This is a genomic window from Streptococcus sp. HMSC061E03, assembly GCF_001813505.1.
In the GTDB taxonomy this organism is placed as follows: domain Bacteria; phylum Bacillota; class Bacilli; order Lactobacillales; family Streptococcaceae; genus Streptococcus.
On the sequence record NZ_KV812784.1, the window covers coordinates 963506 to 977407 of the forward strand.

Consider the following 13902-nt stretch of genomic DNA (forward strand, 5'->3'; position numbering starts at 1 on the left):
TCTATTTTCCTCTCTCTCTAAAATTCTGAATGAATAGAATAGATACGAACATATGAATCATGTACTTAATAGAGCGTGAAAAAGTTAAATAACTTTCTCCCGCTTGTCTCTCTTCCATTCGAACTTGAACTTCTGAAATTGGAACACCATTTCTTAATAGATAAGAAACAGTATCTGGTTCAGGACCATAGTTGATATTTTTTGCAAAAACTTGTATTAAATCTTTTGAAAACATTCTCATTCCAGATGTCGGATCATTAATCGTTTTTCCAGTGGTCAATTTAATAGCAAAACTTATAAGGGTATTCCCTAACATACGAAACGAATTTGGTCTTTTCTCTGTTACAAAGCGAGAACCTATGACCATTTTATTTCCTTTATCAATTCCATCTTCTAAAGCAGCAATATACTCTGGAAGATGCTGACCATCTGCATCAAATTGCACCGCTTTTTCATAACCGTATTGGTAAGCATACAATAATCCAGTTTGAAATGCTCCAGCTAGTCCAAGATTGACTGGTAAATCAATAATATTATAGCCATTGTTATGACAAATTTCTGAGGTTTGATCTCTTGAACCGTCATTGATAATTACATAATCATACTGGGAATAATTTTGAATAATATTATTTACAACTGACTGAATCGAACCTTCCTCATTATATGCAGGTATAATAATTAATAAATCTGAGGATTTCAATATCCTTCTTCCTCCATTAAAATTCTTTTTTATCCATTATACAATAACCAAAATATTTTATCCACTAATCTCAGAACTTTATACCAACAATAACAATTGTTGTAAGCATAAAAAAGCTCGATATTAGTTATAAATATCAAGCAATTCTTTAAACTTAGTTATTATTCAAATCCATTTGGATGTTTGCTTTGCCATCTCCATGCATCTTGACACATGCGATGAATATCATATTGAGCTTCCCAACCTAACTCCTCACTTGCTTTTGATGGATCTGCATAACAGGTTGCAATATCTCCAGCACGTCTCTCAACAATCTTATAAGGAATTGTTTTTCCTACCACATCTTCCATATTTTGAATGATTTCAAGAACAGAGTATCCTCTACCAGTACCCAAGTTATATATATTTAACCCTGAATCTTTTTCAAGTTTCCTTAATGCCGCCACATGCCCTTTTGCTAAATCAACCACATGGATATAATCGCGGACTCCAGTTCCATCTGGAGTTGGATAATCATTACCAAACACATTAACATATTCTAGCTTTCCAACTGCTACCTGTGTTACATATGGTAAAAGATTATTTGGGATTCCATTTGGATTTTCACCAATATTCCCACTTTCATGAGCACCAATTGGGTTGAAATAGCGTAACAGCACGATATTCCAGGAAGAATCTGACTTGTATATATCTTGAAGCATCTCTTCAATCATCAACTTTGTTCTCCCATATGGATTGGTTACTGATAGCGGAAAATCCTCTAAGATAGGGACAGTATGTGGATCACCATAGACAGTCGCTGACGAGCTAAAAATAATGTTCTTACATTGGACTTCCTCCATAACTCGAAGCAAAGTCAATGTTCCAGTTATATTGTTTTCGTAATATGTAAGCGGAATTTGAACTGATTCCCCAACGGCTTTTAATGCGGCAAAATGAATCACCCCTGTAGGTTGTTCTTTTACGAATACTTCCAATAACTTCTCTTTGTCTCGAACATCTATGTCGTATAATGCAATAGATTTACCAATAATCTTTTCAACTTCTTGGATACTTTTTTTACTACTATTTACAAAGTTATCTACCACAACTATTTCATGACCGGCTTTAGTCAATTCAATTAGTGTATGGGAACCAATAAATCCAGCTCCACCTGTTACTAAAATCTTTTGTTTCATTATTTTTTCCTCATTTAAATAAATTACCTTAATTATCCCATATTTTAGTAATAATTTCAAAACTTGCCCTACATTTTTCACCCCGCCCCTCCCCCTTTTCATGGTATAATAGAGTGAATCGATGACGGAAGGACACCTTATGTTAAAGCTGGGAATTATTGGTACGAGTTGGATTTCAGATGAATTTATTACAGCTGCTCATCAGACAGGCCACTATCACTTGCATGCTGTGTATTCGAGAAAGATGAAGACAGCTCAAGAGTTTTGTGAGCCTTATGGGGCGATCTCTTGCTACACGGATTTCATCGACTTCTTAGACAGTGAGCTGGATGTGGTCTACATAGCCAGCCCCAATTCTCTTCATTTCGCTCAGGCCAAGCTTGCTATTCTGGCCAAGAAGCATGTCATCATTGAAAAACCCGCTGTGACCAATCCTTCTGAATGGAGGGAACTGGTCAAGCTCGCTAATGAGCACCAGGTTTATCTTTTTGAAGCTGCCAGAAATTACCAAGAAGCAGCCTTTCAAGTGGTTAAAGACTTCCTCTCTAATCAGGAAATACTGGGTGCCAACTTCACCTTTGCCAAATATTCTTCCAAGTTACCTGCCCTTCTTGCAGGTGAGATGCCCAATATTTTCTCAGATGTCTATGCAGGTGGAGCTTTGATGGATCTGGGTGTCTACTGCCTCTACTTGGCGATTGGCTTCTTTGGAGAACCGATCTCCAGTCACTATTGCGCTCAGCAATTACCCAATTCGGTTGATCTCTATGGTCAAGGTGTCTTGATTTATCCAGAGTTTCAGGTTGCCATTCAGGCAGGGAAAAATATCACCAGCCATCTACCTGCTGAAATCTACACCAAGACTGGAACACTAACTCTCAATGCTGTAGCAGCCATCAACCAGGCTCGCTTCGTCAGCTATTCTGGGGAGGTTATCGACCTTCCGATCCAGCCCTGCCCACACCAAATGCAAGAAGAGGAGGAAGCCTTTGCCCTTGCCATCACTCATCAAAAGCCAGCTGCTTATCTTGAATGGTTACAAACAGCTGAGCAGGTCCATAAAACCCTCTACCAGATGCGTCAAAGCGCTGGAATACAATTTAAGGATGAAAAAGAATGAAAGAAAAATTTCCACAAAGCTGGAAAGACCAGTTAGAAACACTCGGATTTGATACATTCACTGAAATTCAGGAACAGATCTTCTCCCCTATCTATGAAGGAGAAAATGTCCTCGGGATCAGTCCTACCGGTACTGGTAAGACACTCGCCTACCTCTTTCCGAGCTTGCTCAAACTCAAACCGAAGAAGGCCCAACAACTCTTGATTCTAGCTCCTAATACAGAGTTAGCAGGACAAATTTTTGATGTCACCAAGCAATGGGCAGAGCCTCTTGGGCTCCAGACCCAACTCTTCCTGTCAGGATCCAGTCAAAAACGACAAATCGAACGCCTCAAAAAAGGACCCGAAATCCTGGTTGGGACGCCTGGCCGGATCTTTGAACTGATCAAACTGAAAAAGATCAAGATGATGAATGTGGAAGCCATCATTTTAGATGAATTTGACCAATTACTGAGTGATTCTCAGTACCACTTCGTCGACAAGATCAGCCACTATGCTCCCCGCGACCACCAACATATCTACATGAGCGCTACAGCCAAGGTCGATCTAGATCAGCTAGAGGAAAATACTCTTCGCATTACGGTTGATGGAGTTTCTTTGGACAATATTCAACATTTTTATATGCAAGTGGATCGGCGTGACAAGGTCGAATTGCTCCGCAAACTCGCCTACGTCGAAGATTTTCGTGGTCTGGCTTTTTTCAACAGCCTATCTGATCTAGGTAGTGCGGAAGAAAAACTACAATACCGGGGTGTTGAGGCCGTGTCACTCGCCAGCGATGTCAATGTCAAATACCGCAAGGTCATTTTGGAACGCTTCAAAGACCATCAGCTAACCCTCTTACTGGCCACCGATTTGGTCGCTCGTGGAATCGATATTGAACATCTTGAATGTGTGATTAACTACGATATCCCCCGTGATGTGGAGACCTATACCCACCGTGCTGGTCGAACAGGTCGAATGGGGCGTGATGGCTATGTGATCACCTTTATCACCCAGCCAGAAGAACTCAAATCCTTGAAAAAATACGCTTCTGTCCGTGAACTTGTTTTAAAAAATTCCGAACTATTTTTAAATGAATAAGAAAATCCTCTGCTAGTAAATTTACTGCAGAGGATTTTTTAGTTAATTTCCATTGTAATAAATGCGATGACTTTCAAGTTGATAATCCAACAATTCATCTACCGTTACAAAGGTATAGCCTTGTGATTTAAGGTAGTCAAGGACGGTCGGAAGAGCATCAATCGTGGTTTGATGGATATCATGCATGAGGATAATCGAACCCGGTTTGACTTCTTTTTTTACTTCATTGAGAATAGCCGTCGTATTATGAGTTTTCCAATCCAGGCTATCCACATCCCACATGATGAAAGACTGGTCTACACTGTATTGGATGGCGTTATTGATGGCTCCATACGGAGGGCGGGTAATCTTGGTCTGCACACCTGTCGCTTTTTGAATAGCTTCTTGGGTATCCAAGATCTCTTTTTTAGCATTATCCAAGCTCAATTTTGGCAACTGAGGATGATCCCAGGTATGGTTCCCGATTTGATGACCTTCTTTGCGGACTTGCTTAGCAATATCCGGATTCGCGCTGACATTTTTTCCAACCATAAAGAAGGTAGCTTTGGCATTGTATTTCTTTAAGATGGCCAGCGCCTGAGGAGTCGTGGTTGGATCTGGTCCATCATCAAAAGTCAGAGCAATCATCTTACGGTGGCGTTCTTCTATATAGGATTGGTAAGAAGCTAGATCATCAGGAAGCAAGCGCTCTGAATCGATCACATCATAGAATTTAGACAAGGGAACAGTGAAGGTATCATCTCCCTTAACCTTGGTTGGAAATGGAATGGTGAAATTTCCTTTTTCATATTGGAATTCCCATTGGCTCAAATCCAACTCTGAGAAGTGGGCAACCATTTGATCAATGCTTTCCTCGTCCAGCTGACGAAAGGCTAGATTCCCCCGTAATTCCTCCAAAAAGATCTGTTTGGCTCCATCTGGATCCGCAAAAACCTGGCTGAGGGTCAAAGGGTTACTATCATCATCCAAGTAAAAGAGGGGCAACTTCACCGTCTCATCTTTGATGAATTTCCCTTTTTTGTACTGGTATTCAGCCCGTTTGATTTGGATAGGGTGATAACCAACAAAAGGCGCTTCTGCTTCTTCACTATGGTAGAAGGTCAAATGCTTTGGCTCCTTGGTTTTCTCATCCGATCCTAGACGCTGAAGGTCTTCTTGGATCTTCTCTTTCACAATCTCAACAGGCTGTCCATCTTTAGTAGGATAATAAGCCGTCACATAAGAAGTTCCTAAAATCCCTTCCTGAACTTGAACATCTTTCCCTTTTTCAGAGCTTTTCTCGAGTTGGGTGACCTTGGCAAACTGATCCTGATAGGCTTTTTGTTCACGAACCCTTTGAATCTTTTGATAGCCGATATACAAAAGACTCAATAAAAGGAGATTTGTAATGATTAATAAAATAGTTTTCGTGTGTTTGAATCTCATAACTTTATTATAGCAAATTTCTCTCGAAAAAACATTCCTTTTTTGTAAATGGTTTCATAAAAAGAGGGCGACTGTCGTCGCCGACAGCGGCCCCTGTTTTTAGTCCCTCTTATTTTTCGCGAATGACTTCTACTTTATATCCATCCGGATCTACAACGAAATAATAATTCGGTTTCGTTCCTGGAAGACCTTTTGGTTCCGTCACTTGATAGCCTTTAGCCTTGTGTTCCGCATTCAAACCTTCCAAATCAGGAGTACTCAAAGCAACGTGAGCATAGCCATCTCCGATCACATATGGACCATGATCATAATTGTAAGTCAATTCCAACTCATAGTCATCTCCAGGCAAGGCCAAATAAACAATCGTGAACTTGTAGTCTGGAAAATCTTTCCGACGTTTTTCTTCAAAACCAAAAGCATCTTGGTAAAAAGCGATTGACTTTTCTAAGTTTTCCACACGAAGGCAAGTGTGCAACATTTTTGAACTCATAGGTTTTCCTCTTTTCTATTTTTAAAAAATTATCAACGATTTTTTTTACGACTTTCCGTCTTAATGGATAATTTCACTTCAAAGATGGTCCCTTTTGGTTTATTATCTTTGACTTGAATAGTCCCTTTAAAGGCTTCTACGATCTGCTTAGCGAGGGATAACCCCAAACCAAATCCACCTTTTTGACGGGTTCTAGCCTTGTCGACCCGGTAAAAACGATCAAAGATCCGTTTCTTATCCTCATCTCGAATCCCTGGACCATTATCCAGCACTCTCAAAAGAAGATTTTTATCCTTCAATTGAACTTCAAACTGGATCTCACCATCTTCATCGGTATACTTCAAGGCATTGTCATAGAGAATGGTCATCAATTGCTTGAGGAGCGTTCTATCAGAACAAATGACTTTGTCCACCTGATTGTCTCCTCGGAAGATTTTGTCATTTTCTTCCGCAATGATCTCAAAATTCGAGAAGGTCTGATCGAAAAAGCTTGGTTCGATATCTTCCATCTCCGGCTTCAAGCCGTCATCTCTTCGAGCAATGTTAAGAAGGTTGGTGGTCAAGAGCTTCATATTTCGAACTTCATCCAAGCTGGATGCAATATTCTCACTCGATTCCATAATGGTCGCTTCAGGCTTTCTAAAAAGCGTTTCGAGACGATTTTGCAGGACTGCTAAAGGCGTCCGCAACTCATGGGAAGCATTTTCCACGAAAGCCTTTTGCTTTTGCATACTCTCAAGAAGGGGCTTGACGCTGAGACGGGCGAGGAAGAGACTAGCGAATAAAGAGATTCCCCAGAAGCAGATCATGACAAGGGCGATTTGGCTTTCGTGCTCTTCACTGGTCTGCTCTAGCTGACTGATATTGGTCATGACAACCGCATACTTGATATCACTATCACTTTCATCATCAGATAAACTCAACTCTGCCATATAGGCCCGGTAACTTTCTTTTTTCCCATAGCTGTTTGTAATTTGAAGCTGGGAAACCTTGTTGAGGAGCTTTCGACCAAACGTCACCGTTTTGAAGTTTAAAAACCCATTACCGGTTGTCAAGTTTTCATATTTTTTATTGAGCAAAACAACAGTGGTATTGGATGTGACATCCCCTTTAGGTTCTGATTTATCATGATCTGGGATCATCATCTCATGATCATTATCATCTCCTTTGGTATTTGACTGTCGCTGGTCTCGATAAGCAATCGCTACAAGCGAGTAGGGATCTTGACTGAGAGTCTTGAGGTTTTCATCGACCGTTGTATAGAGACTCGAGCGCATGACCTGGATGATAATCAGGGTCATGGCTGAGAATATCAAAGTAAAGAGCCCAAAATATCGGATGAAGTAGGAAAAATCATCTTCCCCGACGGTTTTCTTAATTCTGGTTAGCATCTTTTAAGATATACCCCACACTGCGCAATGTTTGCAAGTTCTCAACGAAATCAGTACCTTTTAATTTTTTACGGATTTTTGAAACATAGACTTCAACCACTGAGATGGTTGTGTCACTATCAAAGCCCCAGAGACGATCGAAGATCTGAGTCTTTGGAAGAATGACATTTTGATTTTGAAGGAAATAGACCAAAAGATCAAATTCCTTCCCAAGAAGTTCCACTTCCTTATCGTCCACGTAAGTCGAATTAGTGGATAAATTAACCTTCAAATTGCCATAATTGAGGGTATTTTCATTGACCTTTCCTGAGCGCTTCAAGAGGGCTTGAATCCGCATCTTAAGCTCTTCTAGGTAGAAAGGCTTGGTGAGGTAATCGTCTGCCCCTAGCTCAAATCCGTGTCCCTTGTCATCCAGACTTTCTTTGGCTGTCATGATCAAAACAGGGGTTGTCACGCCTTTTTCACGCAATTCTTTCAAGACATGGAAACCGTCTTTTTCAGGAAGCATCAGGTCCAGCAAAATCAAATCATAGATCCCGCTTTCTGCTTCGTAAAGACCTTCTTCTCCGTCAAAGACCTGCATGACGTCCGCAAAATCATCTAAAAAATCAAATACTGAATTTGATAAACCAAGGTCATCTTCGACCAATAGAATTTTAATCATTGTCGTATCCTCTTCTCTTTCGTGAGCGAGTCTTTCTAATCTATTCTTAACCATTATAACACGACTTGCCTTCATTTCCTATAGTTTAGAACCTGGTTTGATGATCAAATTCATCCTGCCTGAGGAAGGCTAATTCTATGAGTTTGTCGTGTTTTCTTTGTTACTTTGACTATCACTCGTCTTGTTTTTATTTTTTGAATTCTTCTTATTGGACTTTTTAGAGGACCCCTGGCTCCCTTCTTGTCCGCCAGATTGGTTCATGCCGTTATCTGGACCATTCCCTTGTGGGCCACCATTGCCTTCCTGTGGCATCTGACCAGGTCCGCCACCTTGTGGGCCGCCTTGTCCTTGGCCACCACCTTGTGGACCACCGCCTTGAGGACCGCCATCCTGTGGGCCACCATTTTGCTGGTTTCCTTGTGAAGCATGGCCAGTTTGACTATTTTGTTGCTGATTGGATCCTTGGTTCTGACCCGTTTGGACCGGTTGAGAAAATTGTTGGTTATTGGAAGATTGAGAAGCGATGACTCCGACACCAAAGCCACTTCCAGCACCTACCAACAATCCACCAACTGCTGCCATGCCAATCCACCACTTAGGGCTTCGTTTTAGGACAACCATTTTTTCTTTGGATTCTTGCGTTTCGACTACTTGTTTTGTTTCTTTTTGATTCATCTTTTTACCTTTTATCTTTTTGTACAAGTACTTGTCTTTTAAAATTTAAAGGGAGCTCGATCCTTTAGTAAGTCGATTATACTTCAGGAGTCTTAAGCCTGCCTAAATTTTTACTTAAAAAATCCTAAAAAAAGTGTGGGCTATTGACAGGATGAACCCCTTATTGTAGAATAGTTACCATAAAATAAATTAGAGGTTAACTGTTATGAAGAAAATCTTTCCCTTAGTGCTCATCTCCATTGGAGTGGCCATGATCTCCGTCCTATCTCAATTCACCATTCCCTTTGGACCAATTCCTTTGACCCTGCAGACACTCATGATCGGGATTATCGGAACCATCTATAAACCCAGCCATGCCTTTGTCACAGTCTGCCTCTACCTGCTTTTAGGCTTCTTAGGTTTTCCAGTATTTGCCGGCGGTGCTGGTGGCGCTTCTCATTTCCTTGGTCCTACTGCTGGTTTCCTCCTCTTCTTCCCATTCCGAGCATGGATCACGTCTCTGTTCACGAGTGCTAAATCCAGCCTTGTCACTATCTTTTTGGCCAATCTCCTCAGTAGTGCTCTCCTCTTTGTGTCAGGAGCTATCGGCTTTATGCTGGTCACGCATACCGATCTCCAAAAAGCATTTACTTTGGTCGTTGCTCCCTTTATCCTTGCCGACCTCATCAAACTGGTCATCATCACGATCACCAGCAAGGCGATTTTTGCCAGCCTCAAACACCACTGGTATTTCAAATAATACACAAAGGGCTTAGCGGATATATTAAAAAAGAGAGTGGGACAGAAATCGGTAATTCGTTAGAATTCGATTTCGCCGTCCCACCTCCGCACAGTTGAGTAGGGCTGTATAAGCTGATGAAATCAGCGTATTAGAGCCCACTCAACCACTGCGTCTTGCTCTACAATCCAAAAATAATTGAGAGGCTAGGACTTTTGTCCCAGCCTCTTTTGTTATAGGCATACATTTGTAAATCTCTTTAATTAAACTACTTTTAAATGGGTTACTGTTTCGAAGAAGAACCTTCTATCTACCCTCCTTCCTTTATTTTTCCTTATAAAGAACTCTCAAGATCAGTAACTGTGTTAGCAAAATCCAGATAATCAGTATAGTGAAGTCAAAAAATGAGACGTGACCATGACTATAGACACAAGCTCGTAGGAGTTTGACAGAAGGGACAAATGGAAGAACATGGTAGAGATGGTTTATCCAATCTGGAAGACGACTTGCAGGGTACATGATTGGTGAAAACATCAAACCAATCATGAGAATTAACTGAGACATCAGCGTGACAATATTGGGAGAAAAAGTATACGCAATGGCAAATCCAAGACTGATCATCGTAAGACAGATCAGAAATAGGATGAAAACAGCCAGAACAGATACATTTAGGCGGACAGAAAAACGAAAATAGCCCAGTATAACAGAAATGAACACTCCAGGTAAAATAGCAATCATCCACATCCAAAGATCTGCTAAGGAAATCAGAATTCGTGGTATTGGAAGGGCTCGTACGTAGTCTACATGTCCTTCTGACTTCGCATTTGCTATAACAGGGGATGAGATCGTACAGCCAATAGAAATAATTCCTATCAGAACTGAACCAGAAGAGAGATAGTAGGCAGCTGTCGTATCAATCTCACCGATCACTAGTGGATAACCAAAAAGAAGTGAAATGGATAACAGAACCTGAGCTAGCGTAAAGAGTAGAAATAGATCTTTTTGACGAAGATAGTTCCAACGAAGTAAGTAAAAAAATTGAGTCATATCAGTTTGTCAACTCCTCTCTATAAAGATCTGAAATGGATACGTTTTTCTGAGCAAGTGACAGATTAAAAATATTCTTTCTATCCAATTCCTGTGTTATTTTTGGTAGCAGTCTTGTTAACTCCTTCTCTTCTACTTCAATCTGGCAAATCGAACCATTGATAATGCTATAATCTTGGAATAGAGCTAAGCTATCTTTATTCCTAAACTCAAAAGATATTTGATACTGTTTTTGATAGGTTATTTGCTGAACTGGGCCTGACTTGATTAACTTCCCATGGTTAAATAAGGCATAGTTGTCTGCATATTTTTCAACTTCCAAAAGATTATGCGTCACGATAATAATGGTATGACCTTTATGCGCCAGCTTCTGTAATAATTGCCATTGTTTTTCACGACGTATTGGATCAACATCATTTGTCGGTTCATCAAGAAGAATGATGGTCGGAGATCCTATTAAAGCCATTGCAAAAGAAGTTAGACGCTTTAATCCTCCTGAGAGATCCTTTCCTTGTTTTGCCCGGTACTCCTTAATTTCTAACTCGGTTAAGAGCTGATCCATTTCTTTTTGTATATCTAAGGTATTTAATCCTCTCATTCTTCCAAGCATTTCTAAGTTTTGTTCTACTGTTAATTTTTCAAGTGGTGCATACTGTTGAGACATATAGCTCATCATTGAGCGAGCTTGTTTACGATTCTGTACAAAAGAAATGTCTCCATAGCTAACGTCTCCTTTATCAGGTTTGGTAAAACCAATCATTTGATTTAAGAGGGTGGACTTACCAGCACCATTGTGTCCTAAAAAAGCTGTAATTTTAGCAGCTTCTATTTCTAATGAAATATGGTTATTAGCAAAATGTTGCTTATCAAATGATTTTGTCAAATCTCTAATAGTCAGTGGTGCAAATGTCTTCATCTCATCACTCAAGACTGAGAAGATTTTCCCAGCTTCCTTCATTTTTGATAAGATTATTGTATAATAAACATATGACTTTCCATGGTTTACGTCATGATTTACCATTTTAGTGTCATAATTAGCCAACTCAATTTGATAAGGGGGACTTATGTTAAACGTCGTTATTTGTGATGACTCAACTAGAGATGCTAGTCAGTTAGAACAGTATTTACTTTCTTACGACAAGGTTCCTGTAGAAACAAAACTATATACAAATCCACAAAAAATGCTAGAACAGTTAACAAGGGATACGCATTGTGTTTTTTTGGATATTGATATGCCACAAATTACTGGAATTGACCTTGCACGTGAAATTCGTCAGTTCAATCCTTTTATCCCCATTATTTTTGTGACCAGCTATCGTTATTACATGGAACAAGTATTTGAAGTACAGACTTTTGATTACTTAGTAAAACCCATTGAACCCCAAAGGTTAAATAAGGTATTAGATAGGATCTTGCGTTATTTAGATTTAGGACAAACCATCTTTAACTTCTCATTTGGAAAACAAAGTTACTCTATTCCTTTAAGTGACATTACCTATTTTGAGAAAGATAAGCGTTCCGTTTTTATTTACACACTAGCAGATACCTATAAGTCCTTACTGAAAACTCAAGAAATTTTAGATAAACTACCTGATTATTTTATTCAAATTCATGCTTCTTATATTGTAAATCCCAAATATATCAAAGATTTTGATGCGAAAACAGTAACTATTTTGCTCAATGGAACCGAGGAGCATTCACTTCCAATTAGTCGTAAGTTCCAGTCTTCTTTTAAAGAAAAATACTATAACTATCTCAGTGAAAGGAATTTCTAATGCTAATAGGATTGCGGATCATTAGTATCTTGTTTGACTTATTTCTAGCAAGTGTTTTATTTTATAGGTCAATATCCAAAAGTAAACATTCAAAAGAGACACTATTAGTCCTTTGTTGTTGCTTTCTTTTTCATGTGGCTCTTGTGTTTCTATTTTTAGAAAGTCGCGTGTTTTTAGTTAGCAATCTCTTCCTGAGTATTGTAGAATCCTCTCTTGTAGGACTCTATTTTGGCTACTCCTTTCGTGATTCTTCCTTTTGGATATTCTTACAAACAAGCCTGACATTATTGGCCGGAGCTGTCCTCAATCAAGCTATCCAACTATTTCTTCCACTGTCAAAAGTATCGAAAAATATAGAACTGATTAGTGGTTACCTTGCCATCAGTTTTCTTTTTTCAACTGTGATCACTCTTGTTCTTCGACAGCTATTTCGAACACATCAAAAGTTAAGCATGGCAACATCTAGAAGAAATTGGCTTTATCAATTTATCGTGCCGATTTTATCGATTATTTTTGCATATACTGTATCTGCTATTCAAGGGCAAGTATTTGGACCAGATTATCTTTCTGTCATTTCACTCTTGTCTCTTATTGTATTGTCGTTTTCCTCGCTTTATTTTACCTTACATCTTTCTCAACAACAGCACGCTTATTATCAAAATAAATTAGATAAAGAACAACTTCAATTCCAATTAAGGGAAACACAGCAGTCTCAAGAAGAATACCAACGATTGCAAAGTCTTCGGCATGACTTAAAAAATAAACATTTAACCCTCTTGGCACTTCTAGAAGAAAATCCTGATGAGGCTAGAGAGTACCTTCAATCGTTAACCGATAGTATTTCAGGAAAACAAACCTTTTACTCCAAAAATCCAACGGTTAATTATTTACTGAATCAAAAACTGCACGATGTGGAAGATGAAATTGAATTGGATATTAACTGCTTTATCCCACAAGAACTATCTATTCAGCCAGATGTTCTAGCTGTTATTTTAGGAAATTGTTTGGATAATAGTATTTCAGCCTGTCTTCGATTGACTGATAAATCAGAGAGAACATTGTCTCTGAATATACGTTATTTTCAACAAAATCTATTTATTTCGATCAACAATACCTTTAATGAACAGGAACAAGAGACTCGTAAAACACGTCAAAGAGATGGTTGGGGCTTGCGAAACGTTGATGCCCTAGTACAAGAATACCAAGGAACTATCAAACGATTCAAAGAAAATGGCCATTATCGAACGGAGATCCTCTTACCAAGTCCAGTAAACTAATGATTCTTCTCCTTTGAGGTCTTATTCAGGTCATTTATAAAAAAGAGGCTGGGCAAAATCTGTCCAGCCTTTGAAGTTAGATAGAAATAACAGTTTGACACATTGGTTGATTGCTCATAGCACTGCTTTGAGGTGACGCAAACAGTATTTCCTTTATCTGCAACCTCCAACACTCTTCCAGACTGTTGTATCTATGCGGGGGTGGAAAAATTGAAAAGAGAGGACTTCTTTCCCACTCCATTAGGATGTAGTTAAACTATCATTAACCAACCTAAATGATGCCCCAAAAATTAAAATAATATATTTTTTAAGTCTCAATCAAATATACACTGAAACTTTCCGCCGTGAGAAAAGTGCCTG

The 13902-nt window shown here is 39.3% G+C and carries 14 protein-coding genes; 5 read left to right on the forward strand and 9 right to left on the reverse strand.

The annotated features are described in order from the left end of the window. Position 1: 1 nt before the first annotated feature. A complete protein-coding gene (locus HMPREF2917_RS04885; RefSeq protein WP_070589286.1) occupies positions 2 to 700 on the reverse strand; it encodes a glycosyltransferase family 2 protein in 699 nt (232 codons plus the stop codon). Between the two features lie 161 nt (positions 701 to 861). Then, complete coding sequence (galE, locus tag HMPREF2917_RS04890; protein WP_070589288.1) at positions 862 to 1878, reverse strand: UDP-glucose 4-epimerase GalE; 1017 nt, start codon at positions 1876 to 1878, stop codon at positions 862 to 864. A gap of 139 nt (positions 1879 to 2017) precedes the next feature. Between galE and HMPREF2917_RS04895 the strand changes: the two genes are divergently transcribed. Beyond that, entirely contained in the window at positions 2018 to 2998 is a 981-nt protein-coding gene (locus tag HMPREF2917_RS04895; RefSeq protein WP_070589731.1) for a Gfo/Idh/MocA family protein, read from the forward strand. After that, positions 2995 to 4080, forward strand: coding sequence for a DEAD/DEAH box helicase (locus tag HMPREF2917_RS04900; RefSeq protein ID WP_070589290.1), 1086 nt, complete (start codon positions 2995 to 2997; stop codon positions 4078 to 4080). Before HMPREF2917_RS04895 ends, HMPREF2917_RS04900 begins: the two co-directional genes overlap by 4 nt. A 42-nt stretch (positions 4081 to 4122) precedes the next feature. On the opposite strand, the gene HMPREF2917_RS04905 is transcribed toward HMPREF2917_RS04900, so the two are convergent. The 5 genes from HMPREF2917_RS04905 to HMPREF2917_RS04925 form a co-directional block, all read right to left on the reverse strand. Further along, positions 4123 to 5505 (reverse strand): polysaccharide deacetylase family protein, encoded by a 1383-nt coding sequence (locus HMPREF2917_RS04905; RefSeq protein ID WP_070589292.1) that lies wholly within the window; start codon positions 5503 to 5505, stop codon positions 4123 to 4125. 109 nt (positions 5506 to 5614) lie between these two features. Further along, on the reverse strand, positions 5615 to 5995 hold the full coding sequence (locus HMPREF2917_RS04910) for a lactoylglutathione lyase (RefSeq protein ID WP_070589294.1): 381 nt from the start codon (positions 5993 to 5995) through the stop codon (positions 5615 to 5617). A 32-nt stretch (positions 5996 to 6027) separates the two neighbouring features. Then, positions 6028 to 7386 (reverse strand): sensor histidine kinase, encoded by a 1359-nt coding sequence (locus HMPREF2917_RS04915; RefSeq protein WP_070589296.1) that lies wholly within the window; start codon positions 7384 to 7386, stop codon positions 6028 to 6030. Next, the gene (locus HMPREF2917_RS04920) at positions 7370 to 8050 is read right to left on the reverse strand and encodes a response regulator transcription factor (RefSeq protein WP_003011876.1); all 681 of its coding nucleotides are present in this window, start codon (positions 8048 to 8050) and stop codon (positions 7370 to 7372) included. The genes HMPREF2917_RS04915 and HMPREF2917_RS04920 overlap by 17 nt, the downstream gene beginning before the upstream one ends. Positions 8051 to 8185: 135 nt before the next feature. Further along, positions 8186 to 8725 carry a hypothetical protein gene (locus HMPREF2917_RS04925; RefSeq protein WP_070589298.1) on the reverse strand — a complete coding sequence of 180 codons (540 nt, stop codon included), beginning with the start codon at positions 8723 to 8725 and terminating at the stop codon, positions 8186 to 8188. A gap of 205 nt (positions 8726 to 8930) precedes the next feature. Here HMPREF2917_RS04925 and HMPREF2917_RS04930 point away from each other — a divergent pair, with 205 nt between their 5' ends. After that, positions 8931 to 9464, forward strand: coding sequence for a biotin transporter BioY (locus HMPREF2917_RS04930; RefSeq protein WP_003006609.1), 534 nt, complete (start codon positions 8931 to 8933; stop codon positions 9462 to 9464). A 303-nt stretch (positions 9465 to 9767) separates the two neighbouring features. On the opposite strand, the gene HMPREF2917_RS04935 is transcribed toward HMPREF2917_RS04930, so the two are convergent. Together HMPREF2917_RS04935 and HMPREF2917_RS04940 are read right to left on the reverse strand one after the other, a co-directional pair. Further along, positions 9768 to 10490, reverse strand: a complete 723-nt coding sequence (locus HMPREF2917_RS04935) for an ABC transporter permease (RefSeq protein WP_023917775.1) — start codon at positions 10488 to 10490, stop codon at positions 9768 to 9770. Between the two features lies 1 nt (position 10491). Beyond that, entirely contained in the window at positions 10492 to 11448 is a 957-nt protein-coding gene (locus tag HMPREF2917_RS04940) for an ABC transporter ATP-binding protein (RefSeq protein ID WP_070589300.1), read from the reverse strand. 106 nt (positions 11449 to 11554) lie between these two features. Between HMPREF2917_RS04940 and HMPREF2917_RS04945 the strand changes: the two genes are divergently transcribed. Both HMPREF2917_RS04945 and HMPREF2917_RS04950 read left to right on the forward strand, forming a co-directional pair. Further along, on the forward strand, positions 11555 to 12265 hold the full coding sequence (locus HMPREF2917_RS04945) for a LytR/AlgR family response regulator transcription factor (RefSeq protein WP_070589302.1): 711 nt from the start codon (positions 11555 to 11557) through the stop codon (positions 12263 to 12265). After that, complete coding sequence (locus tag HMPREF2917_RS04950) at positions 12265 to 13542, forward strand: sensor histidine kinase (protein ID WP_070589304.1); 1278 nt, start codon at positions 12265 to 12267, stop codon at positions 13540 to 13542. The genes HMPREF2917_RS04945 and HMPREF2917_RS04950 overlap by 1 nt, the downstream gene beginning before the upstream one ends. Positions 13543 to 13902: the final 360 nt, after the last annotated feature.